12 protein-coding genes are annotated in these 21,593 nt (G+C 72.8%); 3 read left to right on the plus strand and 9 right to left on the minus strand.

Annotation, left to right across the window (positions count from 1 at the left end; translation table 11 throughout):
- Positions 1 to 15: 15 nt before the first annotated feature.
- Positions 16 to 1,239, minus strand: coding sequence for an ArsB/NhaD family transporter (locus AR3_RS07910; protein WP_227023002.1), 1,224 nt, complete (start codon positions 1,237 to 1,239; stop codon positions 16 to 18).
- A gap of 131 nt (positions 1,240 to 1,370) precedes the next feature.
- Between AR3_RS07910 and AR3_RS07915 the strand changes: the two genes are divergently transcribed.
- Positions 1,371 to 7,196: a WD40 domain-containing protein gene (locus tag AR3_RS07915; RefSeq protein WP_067910782.1), complete on the plus strand. Its 5,826-nt coding sequence runs from the start codon at positions 1,371 to 1,373 to the stop codon at positions 7,194 to 7,196.
- Between the two features lie 64 nt (positions 7,197 to 7,260).
- Here AR3_RS07915 and coaE read toward each other — a convergent pair whose 3' ends face one another.
- The 6 genes from coaE to polA form a co-directional block, all read right to left on the minus strand.
- Positions 7,261 to 7,872, minus strand: a complete 612-nt coding sequence (coaE, locus tag AR3_RS07920; protein WP_067910924.1) for a dephospho-CoA kinase — start codon at positions 7,870 to 7,872, stop codon at positions 7,261 to 7,263.
- A 45-nt stretch (positions 7,873 to 7,917) separates the two neighbouring features.
- The gene (locus AR3_RS07925; RefSeq protein ID WP_067910785.1) at positions 7,918 to 8,412 is read right to left on the minus strand and encodes a GNAT family N-acetyltransferase; all 495 of its coding nucleotides are present in this window, start codon (positions 8,410 to 8,412) and stop codon (positions 7,918 to 7,920) included.
- Between the two features lie 37 nt (positions 8,413 to 8,449).
- A complete protein-coding gene (locus AR3_RS07930; protein WP_067910788.1) occupies positions 8,450 to 10,405 on the minus strand; it encodes an endonuclease/exonuclease/phosphatase family protein in 1,956 nt (651 codons plus the stop codon).
- 1,274 nt (positions 10,406 to 11,679) lie between these two features.
- The gene (gene rpsA / locus AR3_RS07935) at positions 11,680 to 13,146 is read right to left on the minus strand and encodes a 30S ribosomal protein S1 (protein ID WP_067910792.1); all 1,467 of its coding nucleotides are present in this window, start codon (positions 13,144 to 13,146) and stop codon (positions 11,680 to 11,682) included.
- A 245-nt stretch (positions 13,147 to 13,391) separates the two neighbouring features.
- Positions 13,392 to 14,510 (minus strand): polysaccharide deacetylase family protein, encoded by a 1,119-nt coding sequence (locus tag AR3_RS07940; RefSeq protein WP_067910795.1) that lies wholly within the window; start codon positions 14,508 to 14,510, stop codon positions 13,392 to 13,394.
- 1,040 nt (positions 14,511 to 15,550) lie between these two features.
- Positions 15,551 to 18,250: a DNA polymerase I gene (gene polA, locus AR3_RS07945; protein ID WP_067910798.1), complete on the minus strand. Its 2,700-nt coding sequence runs from the start codon at positions 18,248 to 18,250 to the stop codon at positions 15,551 to 15,553.
- 44 nt (positions 18,251 to 18,294) lie between these two features.
- Here polA and AR3_RS07950 point away from each other — a divergent pair, with 44 nt between their 5' ends.
- Positions 18,295 to 18,753 carry a PaaI family thioesterase gene (locus AR3_RS07950; protein ID WP_067910801.1) on the plus strand — a complete coding sequence of 153 codons (459 nt, stop codon included), beginning with the start codon at positions 18,295 to 18,297 and terminating at the stop codon, positions 18,751 to 18,753.
- Between the two features lie 267 nt (positions 18,754 to 19,020).
- Entirely contained in the window at positions 19,021 to 19,578 is a 558-nt protein-coding gene (locus AR3_RS07955; RefSeq protein ID WP_067910804.1) for a DUF4352 domain-containing protein, read from the plus strand.
- 446 nt (positions 19,579 to 20,024) lie between these two features.
- Here the strand turns inward: AR3_RS07955 and AR3_RS07960 are convergent, their stop codons facing one another.
- Together AR3_RS07960 and AR3_RS07965 are read right to left on the minus strand one after the other, a co-directional pair.
- On the minus strand, positions 20,025 to 20,813 hold the full coding sequence (locus AR3_RS07960) for an ABC transporter ATP-binding protein (protein ID WP_083951080.1): 789 nt from the start codon (positions 20,811 to 20,813) through the stop codon (positions 20,025 to 20,027).
- The gene (locus tag AR3_RS07965; protein WP_067910927.1) at positions 20,803 to 21,543 is read right to left on the minus strand and encodes an ABC transporter ATP-binding protein; all 741 of its coding nucleotides are present in this window, start codon (positions 21,541 to 21,543) and stop codon (positions 20,803 to 20,805) included. The genes AR3_RS07960 and AR3_RS07965 overlap by 11 nt, the downstream gene beginning before the upstream one ends.
- Positions 21,544 to 21,593: the final 50 nt, after the last annotated feature.

Genomic DNA, 21,593 nt, shown 5'->3' on the forward strand with positions numbered 1-21,593 from the left:
GGCGCCGGCGGCGGTTCAGCCGGTGAGCAGGAGGACGACCACGCCGGCGGCGCATCCCGCGACCGCCAGGAGCGCGCCGGTCGCCAGGAACTTCACCATCGGCACCCGCACGTCCCAGCGGCGGCACCATTCGAACCACAACAGCGTCGCCAGCGACCCCCACGGTGTGATCACCGGGCCGACGTTGGTGCCGATCAGCAGGGCCAGCAGCTGGTCGTGGTTGGCGACCGGGACGGCCGACTCGCCCGCCACGTAGGCGGGCAGGTTGTTGATGACGTTGGACAGGCCGCCGCCGGCGAACGCGGCCCGCAGCGCGCCGCCCAGGCCGTCGTCGGCGCCGACGAGCCCGCGCATCGCCTCGTCCAGCCCGTACCGCTCGAGCGTCGGCTCGACGAGGAACAGCCCGGTGACGAACACCATCAGCTGCCAGGGGATCAGGGAGGGGCGCAGGGCCGACCGGTCGCGGACGGCGAACGCGACCACCGCGACCGCCGCCGCGGCGGTGGCGGCCAGGCCCAGGGCGATCCCGGTGTGGACGCCCGCGAGGATGGAGCCGATGAACAGCACGCACGCCCCCGCGGTCGACAGGAACAGCGCCCGGTCGCGCACGGGGACGGGCGGGGGCGGCTCGTAGCGTTCCGCGCCGCGCATGCCGCGCCGCCAGAAGAACACCCACAGCAGCGCCATGGTCACCGCGAGGACGGTCAGCTGGGGCGCCCACATGCGCGCGGCGAACTCGGGCGTCTCCAAGGCGACGCGGTCGGCCGCGAGCAGGTTCGTCAGGTTGGACACGGGCAGCAGCAGGCTGGCCGTGTTGGCCAGCCACACCGTGGTCATCGCCAGCGGCAGCGCCGCGATGCGCGCCCGCGCCGCCAACGCCAGCATGACCGGTGTTAGCAGCACCGCGGTGGTGTCCAGGTTGAGGAACACGGTGGTGGTCGCGGCGAACGCCACGCACAGCACGAACAGCACGGGGTACGCGCCGCGTCCGAGCCGCGCCATGCCCTGGGCGATGGCGTCGAAGACCCCCGCCTCCTTGGTCAGCTCCGCCAGGACGATGACGCTGAACAGGAACAGCAGCAGGGGGGCGATGCGTTCGAGGCTGGCGCGCGCGTCGGCGCTGGGCAGCAGACCCGTGGCCACGAAGACCAGGCCCAGCAGCAGGAGCCCGATGCGGATCCAGTCGAGCACGCCGAGAGCGCTCAGCGCGCGCCTGATGGTCTGGCTGGGTGGGGCCACGGCCGTCATGATCCCACACTGTCCGCGCCGCCCTCCTCTCCCGGACGGATGGGGGCGGATGGCCGCGCATCCCCCGCGGCGCGGGCGTTGCGGCGATGCACGGGCCGGTTCGCCCGCGCGATACTGGCCGCATGACACCCCCTTCCGGCCCGTACGGGCAGGACCGCCCGACTGACTTCTTCATCAGTTACTCGCCTGCCGACGAACGCTGGGCCGCGTGGATCGCCTGGCAGCTCGAGACGGCGGGGCACCGGACGATGATGCAGGCGTGGGACTTCGTCCCCGGCACCAACTTCATCGACTTCATGGACCGCGGCCTGTCGGAGGCCAAGGTCGTCATCGCGGTGCTGTCGCGCAACTACCTGCGGTCGCGGTACGGACGGTGGGAGTGGATGACGGCGTTGCGCGCCGACCCCGACGACCCCGCGCGCAAGCTCGTCACGGTGCGCATCGAGGACTGCGAGATCGACGGTCTGCTGTCGACCATCACGTACGTGGACCTGGTGGGCGTCGAGGACGCCGCGCAAGCGCGCGCGCTGCTGATGCGCCGCATCAACGAGGCGCTGACCGGGCACGCGCGTCCGCTGACCGGGCCCGCCTTCCCGGGATCGCCCGGGACGCACGCGGAGCCTTCCCCGGCGGAACCCGCCGGCGGGACGCTGCCCGAGGCCACGGGAGAGCGCGCGATGCGCCGTGCGCCCGTGGTGCCGCCCGCGTTCCCGGGCGCGGCGGGTGACGACATCCGGCCGCGGGAGCACCTGAGCGTGCTGCACGTGTCGGGCCCCCGGTTCGGACGCACCCTGGCCGAACCGGACGAGCCGACCACGGCCACGGAGCTGCAGGATCGCATCTGGAGCGACGTCACGCGGCTGACGGACGCGGGCGTGCCGCGCCCCGACCTGCTGGTGGTGACCGGGAATCTGACCCACTCGGGCAGCCGCAAGGAGTTCGCCGAGGCGCTGTCGTTCCTGACGAGCCTGCGGGCGCTGCTGGGCCTGGAGGCGCAGCGCGTGGTGGTCGTGCCGGGCCCGCACGACGTGACCCGCGCGGCGTGCCAGGCGTACTTCTCCAGCTGCGAGGCCGACGACATCGAGCCGCAGCCGCCGTACTGGCCCAAATGGCGGCATTTCGCGGGGCTGTTCAAGGAGTTCTACCAGGGCCTCGACAGCCTCATCTTCGACAGCGCCCAGCCCTGGACGCTGTTCCCCATGCCGGACCTCAAGGTGGTCGTCGCCGGCCTCAACTCCACGCTGCCGATCACGCACCGTCCGGAGGACCGCTACGGGGAGGTGGGCCGCGCGCAGGCCGCGTGGTTCACCGAGCGGCTGCGGCATTTCGAAGACGAGGGCTGGCTGCGCCTGGGCGCCGTCGCGCACAGCCCGGTCGCCGGGCAGAAGGACGCGATGCGCGACCCCGACGTCGTCGACTCCCTGCTGGGAACGCACGTCAACCTGTTCTTCCAGGGGACGCCGTCGGAACTGGGCACGATGCCGCTGATGCCGTCCGAGACGCCCGTCGTGCCCGCGCTCGGTCCCGGCCGCCACCAGACCGTCGTCATACGGCGCGACGGATTGGAACGCTGGATCCCCGAGCACGCGGAACGACGCTCCCCCGAACGGCTGGAACGCTCCTGGACCTTCGTCGGCGCGACCTTCTCCCCGCCGCGCGAGCAGTCCGAGCCGCCCGCCCCCACCCCGCAGATCGAACGCTCCCACGGCGACGAACGCGCGGAGGCCGCCCCCGACCCGACGGCGCGCCTGCTGGACCGCATCGCCGAGGCCTGCGAGACGCGGTTCGAACGCGCCAACATACGCCGCGTGGTGCCCGCGCCGCGCCCCGGGGGCGGCACAGACGCGCCGCATCTGCTGCTCACCCACATGGAGGACGGCTTCGTCCGCCAGTACCGCATCGGCGCCCACGTGGGACAGGTGACGGAGGCGGACGTGGACGCGTTCGCCCGCCACGTGCACGCCGACGGCTCCGACCACGGCTCGGAACTGGTCTACGTGGGCCCGCCCCCGCCGCGGTCACTGCGCGAGGACGCGTTGCGCCGCGGCATCAGGGTGCGCAGCTTCACCGAGTTCCAGGGGTTGCTGGACCTCTCCGAGTACGTGGCGGGGCAGACGGCGCGGCTGTCGTCCGGCGACCTGTACCCCCCGTCCCTGTACGTGCCGCAGCGCTACCGGGTGGTGGACCGCCAGCCCTCGGACACGGCCGGCGACGAAGTGCGCGACGACGTCGTCGGGGAGATGCTGCGCCTGCTCGCCGCCGACCACGGGCGGTTCGTGCTGCTGCTCGGCGACTTCGGCCGCGGCAAGACGTTCGCGTTGCGCGAGCTGGCCCGCCGCATCCCCGAGGAGCTGCCGCACGTCATCCCGATCCTCATCGAGCTGCGCGCCCTCGACAAGGCCCACTCGGTGGACGGCCTGGTCGCCGCGCACCTGGCCAACCACGGCGAGGAGCTGATCGACCTCAAGGCGTTCCACTACATGCTGCGGCAGGGCCGCATCGTGCTGCTGTTCGACGGGTTCGACGAGCTGGTCACCCGCGTCACCTACGACCAGGCCGCCGAACACCTGGACACGCTGCTGCAGGCCGCCCAGGACAAGGCGAAGATCGTGGTGGCCAGCCGCACGCAGCACTTCAAGTCGCAGGCGCAGGTGCTCACCGCGCTGGGCGAGAAGGTGGGGGTGCTGCCGCACCGCCGGGTGCTGAGCCTGGAGGACTTCACGCCCGCGCAGGTCCGCGCGTACCTCGTCAACCGCTACGGCGACGAGCGCACCGCGGACGAGCGGCTGCGCATCCTGGCGGGCCTGGAGGAGCTGCTGGGCCTGACCAGCAACCCGCGCATGCTCAGCTTCATCGCCGACCTGCCCGAGGAGCGGCTGCGGGCGGTCGCGCACGCCCGCCACACCGTCAGCCCCGCCGACCTGTACCGGGAGATCCTGTCGTCCTGGCTGGCGTACGAGGCCGAACGGGTCCGCCACGCGGGCGGTCCGACCGGGCTGACCGTCGAGGCCATGTGGGAGGCGGTCGGCACGCTCGCGCTGCGGCTGTGGGAGAGCAACGAGCCGTTCCTGCGGCTGGCCGAGCTCACCGACGTGGCCGACACGCTCACCGGTCTCACCGAGGGGCGCATGTCGCGCGACCAGATGACCCACGCCGTGGGGGCGGGCAGCCTCCTGGTGCGCACCGAGGAGGGCCTGTTCGGGTTCATCCACAGCTCCGTGATGGAGTGGCTCGTCGCCAAGCACATCGCGGAGGAGTTCGGCAGGACCGCCGCGCCGCGCGTGCTCGTCACCGGCCAGCTGTCGCAGCTGACCGTCGACTTCCTGTGCGACCTGGCCGACACGCGCGCCTGCCAGCAGTGGGCGGCGCAGGTGCTGGCGGACGCCGACGCGGACGACGTGGCGCGCGCCAACGCCCTCAAGATCACCACGCGGCTGCGCACGTCGACGCGCACCGACCTGCGCGGCGCCCGGCTGGCCGGCGAGGACCTGTCCTACCGCGACTTCCAGGGCGTCGACCTGACCGGCGCGGACCTGACCGAGGCGCAGCTGGTCGGCGCCGACCTGTCGCGCGCGGTGCTGCGGGACGCGTCGCTGGCCGGGGCCCGGCTCGACGAGGCCCGGCTGACCGGCGCGGACCTGCGCGGCGCCGACCTGTCCCGGGCGCGGCTGGCCCGCGCCGACCTGCGGGACGCGACGGTCGACGGCAGCCGCTGGACGCGCGCCGCCCTCATCGACGCGACCCTGCCGGACCGCATCGCGTCCGCGCCCGAGCTGCGCGAGGCCGCCATCGCCCCGGGCCGCCCGGTGGACCTGCAGGTCGCCCCCGCCGGGATCGGGGTGCCGTACGGATTCCACTTCGCCACCAGCCGGCTTCCTCAGCCCCTCGCCTACAGCCCCGGCGGGTCGATCCTCGCGGTGGGAGGCGAGGACGGAGGCGTCCTGGTGTGCGATGCGCTCACGGGGAAGCCTCTGCGCATGCTCCTGGGCCACCGCGACCGCACGTACGCGGTCCTGTTCGACAGCACCGGCAACTTGCTGGCCACCGGATCGGCCGACGGCACCGTGCGGCTGTGGGACCTGGCCACGGGGCACTGCGCGCACACGTTCACCGTGCATCCCGAAGGGGTGTGGCCCGTCGTCGTCGGCCCGCCCCGCCCCGACGCCGAGGACCCCTACCAGGGCGCGCTCCTCGCGGCGGGGGCGGCCGATGGGACCATCCGCCTGTGGGACTGCGCCACCGGCGAACGACGTCACGAACTGCCGGGGCACACCGCCCCCATCTACACGGCGGTGTTCGACCCGAACGGCACGCTGATGGTGACGGGCGACTACGCGGGCGTCCTGCGCGTCTGGGATTTGAAGACGGGCGAACTGCAGCGCGAGCTCACCGGCCACCGCGGCTCCGTCTACCGGGCCGTGTTCCACCCCGACGGCTCCCTCCTCGCGGCGGGGGACGAAGCCGGCGTGGTGCGCCTCTGGGACATCCGCACCGGGGAGATCAAACAGGAGCTGCTGGGCCACACGGGCCGCGTGTACGCCATCGCGTTCCACCCTGACGGCGACCTGATGGTGACCGGCTCCACGGACAAGTCCGTACGGCTGTGGCGGGACGGGCGCCACCATCGCACCCTCACCGGGCACGACGGCGCCATCTACCAGGCCACGTTCAGCCCCGACGGGCGGCGCCTGGCCACCGCCGACAGCGCCGGCGCCGTCCGCCTCTGGGACCCCGACACGGGGCGGCTGCGCGTGGAGCTCGCCGGGCACCGGGGGGCGGTGTGGCCGTTCGCGTTCCGCCCCGATGGCGCCGAGCTCGCCACCAGCAGCAACGACGGCACCGCCCGCCTGTGGGACGCCGAGACGGGCCAGTGCCGGGTCGTGCTGCGCGGCCACGGCCGCCGCGTCACCGGCGTGTGCTTCTCCCCCGACGGCGGCCTGCTGGCGTCGAGCGGCAACGACGGCCTGGTGCGGCTGTGGGAGCCGCGCACCGGACGCCTGGTGCGGGAGCTGCACGGCGTCGCCGACAACCTCACGTCCGTCGCCTTCAACCCCGAGGGCGGGCAGCTGGCCACCGCCACCAACGACGGCGGCGTCCACCTGTGGCAGGCGGGCACGGGCACGTTCGAACGCGAACTCAACGTCGAGACCGACCACGTGTGGGCGCAGTCGTTCAGCCCCGACGGGACGCGCCTGGCCACCGCCAACGACGACGACACCGTCCGCCTGTGGTACTGGACCACGGGCCGGCAGACCGTCAACCTGGCCGACCACCGCGGCCGGGTGCGCTCCATCGACTTCTCCCCCGACGGGAGCATGGTCGCCACCGGCTGCGACGACAACCTGGTCCGCCTCTGGGACCCCCGCACCGGCGAATGCCTCTTCACGCTGCGCGGGCACACCGACCGCGTCTACCGGGTGCAGTTCGACGCCACGGGGGACACGCTCGTCAGCGCGAGCAACGACGGCACCGCCTGGCTGTGGGACCCGCGCGCGGGCCAGGCGCGCCGCGTCCTCACCGGCCACACCGGACGGCTGTGGACCGCCGCCTTCCACCCCGGGGGCGACATCCTGGCCACGGCCGGGGACGACCTGGTGGTGCGGTTGTGGGACCCCCATGAGGGGCGCGTCCTGCACGTCCTGTCCGGCCACACCCGACGCGTCTGGTCGGTGGCGTTCTCACCGGACGGCGCTCTGCTGGCCAGCGCGGGCGACGACGGCGCCATCATCCTGTGGGACGTGTCGGACCCCGCCGCGCCGTTCCGCCGCGCCACCCTGCTCGGGCTGCCCGACGGATGGGCCGCGCTGTCGCCGTCCGGCCGCTACAAGTGGGAGGGCGAGGTCGCGTCGGCGTTCTGGTACGCCATCGGCATGTGCCGCTTCGAGCCGGGGGAACTCGACGCGTACCTCCCCGAGGTGCACCAGATCCCCCTGGACGCGGAGTTCTGACGGCCTTCTGCGGCGCCGCGGGACGGCCGCGGCGCCGCAGAAGGCCACGGACCCCGTACCGGTCTCACCCCGCCGGGGCGGTGTGGGCGCGGCGGACCAGCTCGTCCCACAGCGCGTCGACCTGGGCGTGCAGCTCGTCCAGGCTTCCGGAGTTGTCGATGACGTGGTGGGCGAGCGCACGCCGCTGCTCCCGGGTGGCCTGCGCGGCGATCCGGGCGCGCGCCTCCTCCTCGGTCATCCCGCGCCGCTCCACCAGCCGCCGGATCTGCGTCTCCACGGGGGCGTCCACGACCACCACCACGTCGTACATGCCGGCGAGGTCGTTCTCCACCAGCAGCGGCACGTCGTACACCACCACGGCGTCCTCGGGGGCGGCCTCCATCAGCTCCGCCACCCGCTCCCCCACCAAGGGGTGGACGATCGCGTTCAGCGCGGCGCGCCGGTCGGCGTCGGAGAACACGATCGAGGCGAGCTTCTCGCGGTCGAGCGACCCGTCCGGCCGCAGGATCTCCTCGCCGAACTCGGCCGCCACCGCCGCCAGCCCGGGGGTGCCGGGCTCGACCACCTCCCGGGCGATCCGGTCCGCGTCGATGATCATCGCGCCGTGGGCGCGGAGCCGCGCCGACACCTCGCTCTTGCCCGATCCGATTCCGCCGGTCAGTCCCACCTTCAGCACGGCCCCCACCCTAACGACCGCCCGGTCGGCGGCCGAGCGCGCGGGTCAGCCGGCGGCCGCGGCGGGGACGAGGTCCTTGCGCATGTGCACCAGCGTCAGATGGGCCGCGACGCGTTCGCGGTGGGTCTCGTGGTAGCCGAGCCGCCGGCACAGCCGCAGGCCGCCCTCGCTGAGATGGCCGGTGAACAGGACGCAGGCGTCGGCGCGGTCCGCGACGTTCTCCTCCAACGCGGCCAGCAGGCGGGCGCCGATGCCGCGCCGCTGCACGTCCGGCGCGACCACCAGCCGGCCGATGAGGCAGGTGCGGCCGCTGAACTGGGCCCGCACCGCCCCGACCAGCCGGTGCCCGGCGACGGCCTTGAGCACCGCGGCGTCGCCGTCGAGCACCGCGCGCACCTGCTCCAGCGACTCCACCAGCGGGGGGATGAACGGGTCGCCGTACAGCTGCGCCTCGGCCAGGTAGGCGGCGCGCTGCACGGTGAGGATCTCCCCGGCGTCGGCGGGCCCGGCCCGTTCGATCACGACCTGCGGCTCGTCCATGAACCGACCCTAGCGGGGCGCGGGACGCGGGCCCGGCTCACCGTCCGATCCGGACGGTCACCGTGACGGGATAGTGGTCCGACGCCCGCGACCGGATCACCTTGTAGTCGGCGAACGTCAGATCGTCGGTGCCGAAGATCCAGTCGAACCGCTCGCCGCCCGCCGTGGTCGGCGAGGGGTCGTCGCCGAACGCGGCGCTGCGCAGCTCGGTGCCCTCCAGCATGCGCCGGACCGCCGCGCTGCCGGGGCCGGCGTTGAAGTCCCCGCCGATGATCGTGCGGGGCGCGCCGCCCCACGCCCGCAGCAGCGTGGCCGCCTCCCGGACGCGCTCGGTCTCCTCGTCGGCGCCGCCCTCGAGGTGCGTGGACCACACGTCGAGCGTCGTGTCGCCCACGCCCAGGCGCGCCCACACGTACCCGCGGATCTGCGACCAGTCGCCCTTGGCCATCCGGCCGGTGCCCGAGCTGCGCACCGGCAGCGACGTGAGGATCGCGTTGCCGAACTGCCCGTCGGCGGCCGGGCCCCACACCAGCGACATGCCGAGGCGGCGGGCCAGCCAGACGGCCACGTCGGTCGTGCCCGACTGCAGCGATCCGCGTCCGGCCTCCTGCAGCAGCACCACGTCCACGCGCTGCCGCTCGATCACCTGGGCGAGGCCCTCGGGGTCGAGGCGGCCGTCCTGGTCGATGGCGTGGTGGATGTTGTAGGTGAGCACCCGCACCTGCCCCGCCGGGCGCGCCGCGGCGGCGGCCTTGCGGTTCGGCGTGGTGAACGTGAAGATCAGCGTGCCGAGCAGCAGCACCAGCGCGCAGGCCCCGGCGGTCAGCGCCCGCACCGGCGCCCGCGCCGGCAGCGGGCCGCCCCGCGCCGCCGCGATCGCCGCCAGCGCGCCGAGCAGGATGCCGGCCAGGCCGGGCAGCACGTTGTTCGGCAGCGGCAGCGGCTCGATCGCGCTGACCAGGTACGGGATGAGGATCACGGCGATCAGCAGGCCGCCCAGCGCGGCGCCCGCGTCGACCCGCCACACCGGGCCGCCCGCCCCGGCGCGGCGCAGCGGCGCCCGGCACGCCACCGCCAGCAGCCACGCCGCCAGCACCTGCCCGACGATCACCACCGGCACCACCTCGATGCCGCTGACCGCGTACGTGCCGGCGACCGCGCCCACGGCGACGCCGAGGACGGTGCCGCCCAGCACGCACACGCCGCCGGGCACCGCCCGGACCGCCAGGCCCGACGCCAGGAACGCCAGCGCCAGGCCCTGCCCGGCGACGACCACGACGTGCGCGACGGTCAGCGACCGCCACCCCGAGGACGCCACGAACGCCGGGCTCGACAGCACCAGGGTCTGCAGCGCGACGAAGGGGCCGATCGCCGAGGCGCCCAGGGCGTCCCGCCAGGAGATCCCCGGCGCCTCCACCGGCCCGGAGGACAGCTCCCGGTACAGCGCGTACGCGCCGAGCCCCACGAACGCCAGGCACGGCAGCCACGGCCACACCCCCGGCCGCCACACCGGGTCCCAGGTGCCGAACGCCATGCGCACCGCGGTGTCGGCCGACAGCCCCGCGACGGCGGCGGTGGCGAAGCCCACGCCGGACAGGCCGCGCGCGCCCTCGTACAGCGCGGCCACCGCGACCATGCCGATCGCGGTCCCGCCGAGCGCCAGCCAGACCTGCGGCTGGATCGCCTCGGCGACCAGCCGCACCGCCAGCAGCCCGCCGACGCCGACGAGCAGCAGGCCGCGCGGCCCGGCGGCCCGGCGCACCAGCGGGCCGGCGAACCCGGCCAGGAACACCGCCAGCAGGACGACGGCGGCCGCAGCGGGGCCCACCGAGTGGGCGAAGTGGTCGAACTGCGGCAGCGAGAAGCGCAGGGTCTGCGCGAGCACGGCGACGGTGACGGCGATCAGCGCCAGCCGCGCCGGCCCTTGCGGGACGATCGGAGGACCGGCCTGCGCGGGGCCGCCGGTCCGGGTGCCTACCTCTGTGCTGGCCAATTGAACGTGTGCTCCCCGGGGACGAGCATGAACGGGCGGGACGAGCGGTCGGGCCGTCGAAGGGCCCGGAGGGTTCCGGCCGAGATCCTATGACCCCTCGGACGCCGCCCACCGCCACGACGCCGCAAAATTGACGACGCCGCCCGCGCCGACGGCGCGGCATAACGATCATGTTATGCGGCTGTGCCGTGTCATCCCGTCCCCTGAGGGAAACGGGCACCAGCCCTCAGCGCGCCCCGCCGCGAGGCACGGAACGTCCGCGCAGGCAGGCCTGAGCGAACATCGCGTACTGCGGGGTCAGCCCCGGGATTCACGAGGGCGCCTCTTCCGGAACACCGTCTTCCGGCAACGGTCATGCCCGCAGAAGCGACCCCAGACCCACCGCGGCCTGCGCGTCATCGTCTCCGACTTCCTCGCCCCCACCGACCCCGCACTGCAGCGCTCACGCCACCGTGACCGGGCCACATGGCAGTGGGCGCGTCGCAACACCGCGGGGGTGGGGTGCAGCGCCTCCACCACGTCTCACCCGACCGCGTCGCCCCGGGCACGCGCATCCTGCTGGAAACCGCGCCCCCCGTCGGCGGTGTGGATGGGGTGGCGGCGTCGTGCGCGTCGAACAGCCCTGTCCGGCACGGCAAGCCGTCAGGGCGCCGCCGGCAAGGCACCGCCGCGTCGAGTCGCGCCACGCAGGCCGGGCGGGCCGCACGCGACCGGCGGACGCCGCAAGCGGCGGCGCGCGTCCAGGTCCCTTCGCCTACTGCGGTCACGTCCGGACGGCGGACGTCCTCGGCTGCCGCGTCAGGAAGCCGATGGGGCTGCCTCGGAACGCACGCCACGACAAGGCGAAGACGCGCATCACGCGAAAAACGGGCTCCACCCGCCCTCACAAGCCGTCTGAGGGCACACGAGACGCCGACGGAGGTCGACGGACTGCTCGACCGCCCATGGAGCGCGGACGAGGCGAGCCTGCGGTGAGACGGCGCTGAAGACGCAGGAAGGCGACCACCAGGCCCGGCGGCGTCTCGGGGGGCCGCCCTCACGGATTCAGCGGTGGGCAGATGGGCCCTGAACGGTCCTGACGGCCTTCCTGAGCGTCCGGAGGTCCGTCCTAGGCAACCACATCCGCTGCGGCGCATGCGGGCGCGAGAGCAGCCTTGGCCGACCGGTGGGGCGGTTCCCAGGGCTCAGGGCCCTGGGAACCGCCCCACGGGCAGGCCGCCGCCCAGGTGCGCGCGGCGTGACGCGCGGCCCGGGACGGCCGGACGTTCCCGCGGTTACTGACCGCCGCCGGAGAGCTTCTCCCGCAGGGCGGCGAGGGCCTCGTCGGTGGCCAGGGCGCCGCCGGAGTCGTTGTCACCGCCGGAGTAGGAGGCGTCGCCGAGGGAACCGCCCTCGGCCTCCGCCTCGGCCCGGCGGGCCTCCTCGATCTGGCGGCGGTGCGCCTCGAAGCGGGCGCGCGCCTCGGCGTACTGGCGCTCCCAGGTCTCCCGCTGCTCCTCGTAGCCCGGCAGCCACTCCCCGGTCTCCGGGTCGAAGCCCTCGGGGTACTTGTAGTTGCCGTGCTCGTCGTACTCGGCGGGCATGCCGTAGAGCGTGGGGTCGAAGTCCTCCTCGTCGAACCCCACGGCGCCCTCGTTGGCCTGCTTGAGGGACAGGCTGATGCGGCGCCGGTCGAGGTCGATGTCGATGATCTTCACGAAGATCTCGTCGCCGACCTGGACCACCTGCTCGGGGATCTCCACGTGGCGCTCGGCCAGCTCGGAGATGTGCACCAGGCCCTCGATGCCCTCCTCGACCCGGACGAACGCGCCGAACGGCACCAGCTTGGTGACGCGGCCCGGCACGACCTGGCCGATCTGGTGGGTGCGGGCGAACTGCTGCCAGGGGTCCTCCTGGGTCGCCTTGAGCGACAGCGACACCCGCTCGCGCTCCATGTCGACGTCGAGGACCTCGACGGTGACCTCCTGGCCGACCTCGACGACCTCCGACGGGTGGTCGATGTGCTTCCAGGACAGCTCGGAGACGTGCACCAGGCCGTCCACGCCGCCCAGGTCGACGAACGCGCCGAAGTTGACGATGGAGGAGACCACGCCCTTGCGGACCTGGCCCTTCTGCAGGGTGTTGAGGAAGGTCTGGCGAACCTCGCTCTGGGTCTGCTCCAGCCAAGCCCGGCGGGACAGGACCACGTTGTTGCGGTTCTTGTCCAGCTCGATGATCTTGGCTTCGAGCTCGCGGCCGACATAGGGCTGCAGGTCACGCACCCGGCGCATCTCCACCAGCGAGGCGGGCAGGAAGCCGCGCAGGCCGATGTCGAGGATGAGACCGCCCTTGACGACCTCGATGACGGTACCGGTGACGATACCGTCCTCGTCCTTGATCTTTTCGATCGTGCCCCAGGCGCGCTCGTACTGGGCGCGCTTCTTGGACAGGATCAGGCGGCCCTCCTTGTCCTCCTTCTGGAGGACGAGGGCTTCGACGTGGTCGCCCACGGCGACGACCTCGTTGGGGTCGACGTCGTGCTTGATGGACAGCTCTCGTGAGGGGATGACGCCCTCGGTCTTGTAGCCGATGTCGAGGAGGACCTCGTCACGATCGACCTTGACGACCGTTCCCTCCACAATGTCGCCGTCGTTGAAGTACTTGATCGTCTCGTCGATCGCGGCGAGGAAGGCATCCTCGGACCCGATGTCGTTGACCGCTACCTGCGGAGTGGTCGAGGTCGCCTCGGTGCTACTCGTCATGTGTCGGCTGGCTCCGGATACGGACATGCGTAGTTGTCTGACGGATGCGCGGCGGGCCCATTTCCGCCCTGCCGAGGACCGGAAGGGACGCGGCTCGTGCCGCGTCAGTGTTACCGAACCGATGTCGACGACCTGACCGAGCGCGAGCCTGCTCCGTCCGAGACACGCGCAGGCCCACAGCGCAGCGATCAGGATATGGGACGCACAGCGCGCGGTCAATCGCGGGGTGAGCCCCGGTCCTGCGCTCAGTAGGCACGGGCGTAGGCTCGGAACCGGTCGGCGAGCTTCCGTTCCGCGGCCCTGGGGAACGATACGGTGTTCGGATCCCCATCAGAGATGTACCGTTCCCCGGGGTTTTTGTCCAACCAATCGAGCCAGGCGGTGGAGCAGTACCGCTTGCAGTCGTCCTCGGCGATCTTGCCCTCGGACCTCACCCGGGGGATGCGCCGCCAGTCGAAGTCCTTGCTGAACGGGGAGGCCGAGGGCCGCCACCCGGCCAGGAAGACGCCTTTGAACTGGTAGGAGCCGTCCTTGGCGTGCGCCCAGGCGGGCTTCTTCGGCTCGACCCCGAACGGGTAGGCCAGCGTCGTGGTGTGGATCCCCGCCAGCGACGTGATCTGGCTCTCGATCTCGCCGATCTCCTTCTGGACGGCGGACTGCGACAACTCCGCGAGGTTCTTGTGCGACAGAGTGTGGTTGCCCAGCTCGAACCCGTGCCGCACGAGCCACTTCAGCCCCTCCGCGGCGCGGTCGCCCATCTGGAACAGCTCCTTGTTCAGGTAGAACGTCGCCGTGGGCCGGAACCCGGGGTGGCGGCGCGCCGTCTCCATCAGGATCGCCACGGCGGTGTCGGGCGCCGGGTTGCCGCCGGCGTCCAGCGCGAAGTGCCCGGGCGTGCTGTCGTCGAAGGTCAGCACGACCGGGTACCGCCCCGCGGGGACGTTGATCCACCCGGCGGCGAACTCGCCGGCCGTGATCGGCGTATAGCCGGTTCTGGCCAGCCGCTCCATCTCGTCCCGGAACTCCTGGACGGACCGGTCAAGAGACATTTCCGGCTTTTTTACGATCCGGTGATACATGAGCACCGGGATCTGGCCGAGCTCGTTGGCCCGGACCCGCGCCGCCTCGGGACGCGCCTGAGCGATCACCGTCGTCGTCGGCGAGGGCGGCGCGGACGGCCGCTCCTGCCGCCGCGCCGGGTCCGCCGCCTTCCGCCCGCCGGACTCGCCCCGGGGCTCGGACTGCGCGCCGGCCCGCGCCGCCGCACGTTCGGGCGCGTCCCCGCGCTCTTCCCGCGGGAGGACGAGCCCCAGGATCACGGCACAGACGATGACCACACCGGCGATCTTGTGAAGAAGCGGCACGACCCCTCCAACGGCCCACGGAACGCGGCCAGGGAAAGCGTACGGCGCCCCGGTGTGCGACGGACAGAGCCACGCCTACCCGACATTCCGGGATCGCCGACGCCCGCTCCGGCGGCCCGCCCCTGCTGAGATGTACGCGCCTTCCCGCATACCCCCCTGACCCGCAATGACCACCGAGAGTGCCCATCGAAGCGCAAAAAGTGACCGATCGAAGGGAGATCACTCTTCCTGGACCCGCGTGTCGCCTCGCCTCCCCGCCCCCGGGGCCACCACAGCGCGCGAACACGATCAGAAGTCAAGGTCGCCGACGCCTGTGGCGCACCTCACACGGGCACCCGCAAGATCGCCGACATCATCGGCCGCCTCGGCACGGCCGACACAGAGCCGGAGGTCACTGGCCGACAGCGGTAGCGCGGGTGCGCGCAGCGGTCCGCCAACCCGACAGGCCTCCCGTCGCGGGTGCGGCAGCAGACGACCATCCGCGAACCCGGCCGGTACCGCTTCCCCGACCTGCGCAAGGTCTTCGAAAGAGGCGCCTGCCGACGGCCGGCGCGAACCACAGGGCACGCCGGTCTGCCGGTGCGCCGACGTCTCCGCCGGGCGGCGGAGCGGCGCGAGCGGGCACCGGTCGGACAGGCGGTCGAACCAGACCGGCGACGCACCCGCACGACCGCTGCCGAATCACCCGACTTCGCCCACTTCACACTGCGCCGACTCCGCGCCTCCCAGGTGCCGCCCGTCAGCGCCTGCGGCTCGAACGGACGCCCAGGCGCGTGCAGCGCAGTCGACGCCTCGCGCACCATCTGCGCGGCGCAGGCGCACGCTCGGCGGCCGCCCACTGCCCCAGGCACGGCGAAATCACCGACAGACGGCCAGGCGGCCGCAACGGCCAGACCACGCATCGTCCTCACCTTCGGCGTCCTCGCCGACGGCGTCGACCCCACCGAAGCCGTCGCCCAGATCCTCACCGCCGTCCCGCCGTTCCGCGCGGTCTGGAACCACGGCGCCGCGGTGAGCCGCAGGGGCCGCACCGGGACGGGTCAGTGGGCCGCGTCCTGCCAGGTGCGCCCGACGCCTATGGAGACCTCCAGGGGGGCGCGCAGGTCGTAGGCGCCGACCATCTGCTCGCGGATGAGGTCCTTGAGCCGGTCGAGCTCGCCCGGGGCGACCTCGAAGACCAGTTCGTCGTGGACCTGCAGGAGCATGCGCGAGCGCATGCCCTGCTCGCGCAGCGCCCGGTCGACGTTGAGGCTGGCGACCTTGATGATGTCGGCGGCCGAGCCCTGGATCGGCGCGTTGAGCGCCATGCGCTCGGCCATCTCGCGGCGCTGCCGGTTGTCGGAGGTCAGGTCCGGCAGGTAGCGGCGGCGGCCGAGGATGGTCTCGGTGTAGCCGTCGCGGCGGGCGCGGGCCACCACCTCCTGCAGGTAGTCGCGGACGCCGCCGAACTGCTGGAAGTACTCCTCCATCAGCTCGCGGGCCTCGTCGGCGGAGATGCGCAGCTGCTGCGACAGCCCGTACGCCGACAGCCCGTAGGCCAGGCCGTAGTTCATCGCCTTGATCCGGGCGCGCAGCTCCGAGTCGATCTCCTCGGGCGGCAGGCCGAAGACGCGGGAGGCGGTGATGGTGTGGAAGTCGGCGCGCTGCCGGAACGCCTCCAGCAGCGCCTCGTCCTCCGACAGGTGCGCCATGATCCGCAGCTCGATCTGGCTGTAGTCGGCCGTCAGCAGGCACTCGTAGCCCTCGCCGACGACGAACGCCTCGCGGATCTGCCGGCCCTCGGCGGTGCGGATCGGGATGTTCTGCAGGTTCGGGTCCGTGGACGACAGCCGCCCGGTCGCGGCGATCATCTGGTTGAACGTGGTGTGGATGCGCCCGGCGTCGTCGACCATCGGGATCAGCGAGTCGACGATGCTCTTGAGCTTGGCCGCCTCCCGCCAGCGCAGGATGTGCTCCAGGACGGGGTGCCCCTCCTTGGCCAGCAGGTTCGTCAGCGCCTCGGAGTCGGTGGTGTAGCCGGTCTTGGTGCGCTTGGTCTTGGGCAGCTTCAGCTCGTCGAACAGCACCTGCTGCACCTGCTTGGGCGAGCCCAGGTTGAACTCGTGCCCGACGGCCGCGTGCGCCAGCTGCTCGACGTCCTTGACCTGGCCGCCCAGCGAGGACGACAGCGCCGCCAGGTGCCCGGTGTCCACGGCGATGCCCGCGCGCTCCATGTCGGCCAGGACGCGGACCAGGGGCAGCTCCACCTCGTGCAGCAGCCGCGTGGCGCCGCGGCGCTCCAGGTCGCGGTCCAGGGCGTCGGCCAGCTCGGCGACGGCGCGGGCCCGCACGGCCAGCTCGCGGGCGGCCTCGGCCTCGCCGGAGCCGTCCAGGGTCAGCTGCCCGGAGTCGTCGGCCTCGTCGCGCAGCTCCCGGTGCAGGTAGCGCAGCACCAGGTCGGCCAGGTCGAAGGTGCGCTGCCCGGGGAGGGCCAGGTAGGCGGCCAGGGCGGTGTCGCTGGTGACGCCGTCCAGCGTCATGCCGCGGGCGGCCAGCGCCAGCATCGGGCCCTTGGCGTCGTGGATCGCCTTGGGCCGGGAGGGGTCGGCCAGCCAGGCGGCCAGCGCGCGCTCGTCGTCCTCGATCAGCTCGGCCGGGTCCAGGTGCACCGCCGGGCCCTTCGGGGACGCCAGGGCCAGCGCGGTGATGTCCCCGGTGCCGCGGCCCCACCGGCCCGACACGGCCACGCCGGTGCGGTCGGCGCCGGAGGCGTGCTCGGCCAGCCACGCCCCCAGAGCGCCGGGCTCCAGGTCGACGAGCTCCACCTCGAAGCCCTCGTCGGCCTCGGGCTGCCCGGGCGCCAGCGTCGCGTACAGCCGCTCGCGCAGCACCCGGAACTGCAGCGCGTCGAACAGCGTGTGGATCTCCTCGCGGTCCCAGCGGCCCATGGTCAGCTGCGGCGGGGTCAGCTCCAGCTCGACCTCGCAGTCCAGCTTGTTGATCTGGTGGTTGCGCAGGACCTGGCCCAGGTGCTCGCGCAGGTTGTCGCCCGCCTTGCCCTTGATCTCGTCGACGTGGGCGACGAGGTTCTCCAGGTCGCCGTACTTGGTGAGCCACTTGGCGGCGGTCTTGGGGCCGACGCCGGGCACGCCCGGCAGGTTGTCGCTGCTCTCCCCCACCAGCGCGGCCAGCTCGCGGTACCGCTCGGGCGGGACGCCGTAGCGCTTCTCCACGGCGGCCGGGTCCATGCGGGTCAGCTCGGACACCCCGCGCACCGGGTACAGGACCGTGACGTGATCGTTGACGAGTTGGAAGGCGTCCCGGTCGCCGGTCACCACCAGCGTCTCCATCCCGGCGGCGGCGGCCCGCACGGCCAGCGTGGCGATGATGTCGTCGGCCTCGTACCCGGCCGCCGACAGCCGCGGGATGCGCAGCGCGTCCAGCACCTCGAAGATCAGGCTGACCTGGCTGCGGAACTCGTCGGGCGCCTTCTGCCGGCCCGCCTTGTACTCGACGTACTGCTCGTGCCGGAACGTGGGCTCGGACCGGTCGAAGCACACCGCGATGTGCGTGGGCTGCTCGTCGCGCAGCACGTTGATCAGCATCGAGGTGAAGCCGTACACCGCGTTGGTCGGCTGCCCGTCGGTGGTGCTGAAGTTCTCCACCGGCAGGGCGAAGAACGCCCGGTAGGCCAGCGAGTGGCCGTCGAGCAGAAGGAGCCGGTCGTGCTGCTTGTCAGGGGTCGATGCTTGGGTCGCCACAGTGTGACTCTAGTCTGCGCCTACGACGGTTTGAGGGAGGCTTGATGACGGACGACCAGCGGGAGCTCGTCGAACTGCTCAACGGCGCGGCCCAGGGTCACCTGCCGAAGGCGATGGGCGTGGAGATCCTCGAGGCCTCGCCCGACCGGGTGGTGGGCCGCATGCCGGTCAAGGGCAACACCCAGCCGTACGGGCTGCTGCACGGCGGCGCCTCGTGCGTGCTGGCCGAGTCGCTCGGCTCGACGGGCGCCGCGCTGCACGCCGGACCCGACCGCGTCGCGGTCGGCATCGAGATCAACGCCACCCACCACCGGTCGGCCACCGACGGGTACGTCACCGGTGTGGCCACCAAGCTGCACGCGGGGCGCAGCCTGGCCACCTACGACATCGTGATCACCGACGACGAGGGGCGGCGGATCTGCACCGCCCGCCTGACCTGCATGCTCCGCGACCGGCCGCCCGCCGGGGGCGACGCCGTCGCGCCGTCGTCCCCGACCCGGTGAAACGGACGCCGCGAAACGGGTTCCTTCCGGTACGGCGGTTCCTTTGCGCATGAAGGCGTCTGATCGGTAGCGTTGGTCAGAACGGCCCGAGATCACTGAGTAGACAACGTACGTGTCCGGGGAAGGCTCGTACGGCCCCAAAGGTGATCTCGGGCCTTGTCCGTGTCCGCCCCGGGCGGCATCGGCCGTCGGGCGCGCTGATCGCGGTTCGGTCGCGAAACGCCCCGGCCCGTTCTCAAACCTCCCGTGAGGCCCTACGGTCGGCGCATGCGTCCCCATGCCGCCGCTCAGGTCGCGGCAGCGCTGTGCGCCGCGCTCGCCCTCGGAGGCGCGACGGGCTGTTCGGACGGCCCCCGTCCCGACCGCGCGGCCGCCACAACGTACGATCTTCCGCCCCGTCCCGTCCGCGAGGGCGAGTCGCCGTTGCACGGCAGGAGGGCCCGCAGCGCCGACCTGGAGGTCACCGCCCTCGGCTTCCGCGACGGCATCCGCGAGATCCTCGGCACCCACGCCTCGATGACGCCCAAGGGCCGGTACGTGCGGGTGCGGATCCTCGCCGAGAACCGCGGCCGCGACATCCAGATCTTCGACACCTGGCGGCAGCTGCTGGTCACCGCCGACGGGCGCGCCCACTCCCCCGACGTCAACGCGATCATGGTGAAACGGCAGCCGGAACGGCTGCCGATCGGCGCGGGCGTGCGGGTCGAGCTCGACCTCTGGTACGACGTGCCCGGACAGGCCCGGGTCACCGGCCTGCGCATCGTCGGCTCGCCGCCGGTCGGCGCCGTGTCCGACCCGCCGCCCGCCGACATCCCTCTGCCCTGACGGTCGGCGAAGACGGCGGCGAGCCGGAGCGCCGACGCCGCCACCTGGAGGCCGCCGAACGGCCGCAGCAGCCGGGGCGTCCAGGGCGACTCCTTCGGTCGGTCAGAGCCGAGGTGCTTGAGGAGGTGCTTGAGAGCGTCGACGACGGCTTCAGGGCTCACAGGGTGTTCGGTGCTCCAAGCGGCGGCCGCCGACGCGCGCAGGCCGTCGTGGGGTCGCCGTCACCGGTCGGCTCGACCGTGTCGCCCGCCGTGTCGCCCGCCGTGTCGCCCGCCGTGTCGCCCGTCCAACGGGCCGTCCACCCCGCGCCCGTCAGGTCCGCCGCCCTCTCCGCGGGCGGCCGAAGGCCTCGCCGCCGGCGGCCGCACGCGGGTGGCCGCCCCTCAAACGAACGCCGCCCGCCGCGTCCCGGGAAGGCCCCGGAACGCGACGGGCGGCGGAACGGATCAGCCCTTGCGGACGTCTCCGGTTTCGGCGTCGTCCGCGGCCGGGGCGTCGTCCGCCGCGTCGCTCTGCGAGGCGGCCTCGCCCAGGTCGCCGCCCAGGTAGGCGGCCCGGACCTCGGGGTCGTCCAGCAGGTCCCGCGCCGGGGCGGACTTGACCACCCGCCCCGTCTCCAGCACGTACGCGCGGTGCGCGATCTGCAGCGCCTGCTGCGCGTTCTGCTCCACCAGCAGCACCGTGCAGCCCCGCCGGTTGATCTCCAGGATGATCTCGAAGATCTGCTGCACCAGCTTCGGCGCCAGCCCCATCGACGGCTCGTCGAGCAGCAGCACCTTCGGCTTGGCCATCATCGCCCGGCCGATCGCCAGCATCTGCTGCTCGCCGCCGGACATGGTGCCGCCCGCCTGGCTCTTGCGCTCGGCCAGGCGCGGGAACAGCTCGTAGACCTCGTTGAGCTCCTTGGACACGTCCCCCTTGCGGGCGTACGCGCCCATGAGCAGGTTCTCCTCCACCGTCATGCCGGGGAAGATGCCCCGCCCCTCCGGGGACTGCCCGATGCCCGCCAGCACCCGCTTGTGCCCCGGCATCCGGCTGATGTCCTGCCCGTCGAACACGATCCGGCCGGACGACAGCGGCCGCAGCCCGGAGATCGTCTTCAGCGTCGTCGTCTTGCCGGCGCCGTTGGCGCCGATCAGCGTGACGATCTCGCCCTGCTCCACCTCCGCCGACACGCCCTTGAGCGCGGCGATCTTGCCGTAGTGGACGTGGATGTCGGAAATCTCAAGAAGCATCGGCAGCGGCTCCCAGGTACGCCTCGATGACCCGCGGGTCGTTCTGCACCTCCGCGGGCAGGCCCTCGGCGATCTTCTGGCCGAAGTCCAGCACCGCGATCCGGTCGCTGATCCCCATCACGAGGGACATGTCGTGCTCGATCAGCAGCACCGTCCGGCCCGAGTCGCGGATCTTGCGGATCAGCTCCTGCAGCTCGATCTTCTCCGCCGGGTTCATGCCCGCGGCCGGCTCGTCCAGCAGCAGCAGCTTGGGGTCGGTGGCCAGCGCCCGCGCGATCTCCAGCCGCCGCTGGTCGCCGTACGGCAGGTTCTTGGCCGCCTCCGAGGCGCGGTGCGGGATGCCGACGAACTCCAGCAGCTCCCGCGCCTTCTCGCGGCCCTCGCGCTCCTCGCGGCGGTGCCACGGCAGCCCCAGGCCCGCGCCCACGAACCCGGTGCGGTGGTGCGCGTCCGCCCCCACCATGACGTTCTCCAGCGACGTCATGTTGTGGAACAGCCGCACGTTCTGGAACGTCCGCGCCACACCCAGCTTGGTGACGACGAAGCGCTTCTTGCCGTCGATGCGCTTGCCCCTGAAGACCACGTGCCCCTCGGTCGGCCGGTACACCCCGGTCGTGACGTTGAACACCGTGGTCTTGCCGGCGCCGTTCGGACCGATCAGGGCGAAGATCTGCCCCTCGTCGATCCGCAGCCGCACCTTGTTGAGCGCCACGACGCCGCCGAAGCGCATCGTCACGTCCTGCAGCTCCAGGACCGGCGTGCCGTTCCCCGCCGCGGCGT

It is taken from the genome of Actinomadura rubrobrunea NBRC 15275, from assembly GCF_001552235.1.
GTDB classification, from domain to species: domain Bacteria; phylum Actinomycetota; class Actinomycetes; order Streptosporangiales; family Streptosporangiaceae; genus Spirillospora; species Spirillospora viridilutea.

Excerpts from the sequence above, each read along its gene's own strand:
- AR3_RS07915 (WP_067910782.1), top strand. The coding sequence starts at position 1,371 with ATGACACCCCCTTCCGGCCCGTACGGGCAGGACCGCCCGACTGACTTC.
- AR3_RS07925 (WP_067910785.1), bottom strand. The coding sequence starts at position 8,412 with ATGGACGAGCCGCAGGTCGTGATCGAACGGGCCGGGCCCGCCGACGCC.
- rpsA (WP_067910792.1), bottom strand. The coding sequence starts at position 13,146 with ATGACGAGTAGCACCGAGGCGACCTCGACCACTCCGCAGGTAGCGGTC.
- AR3_RS07950 (WP_067910801.1), top strand. The coding sequence starts at position 18,295 with ATGACGGACGACCAGCGGGAGCTCGTCGAACTGCTCAACGGCGCGGCC.
- AR3_RS07955 (WP_067910804.1), top strand. The coding sequence starts at position 19,021 with ATGCGTCCCCATGCCGCCGCTCAGGTCGCGGCAGCGCTGTGCGCCGCG.
- AR3_RS07960 (WP_083951080.1), bottom strand. The coding sequence starts at position 20,813 with ATGCTTCTTGAGATTTCCGACATCCACGTCCACTACGGCAAGATCGCC.
- AR3_RS07965 (WP_067910927.1), bottom strand. The coding sequence starts at position 21,543 with ATGCGCTTCGGCGGCGTCGTGGCGCTCAACAAGGTGCGGCTGCGGATC.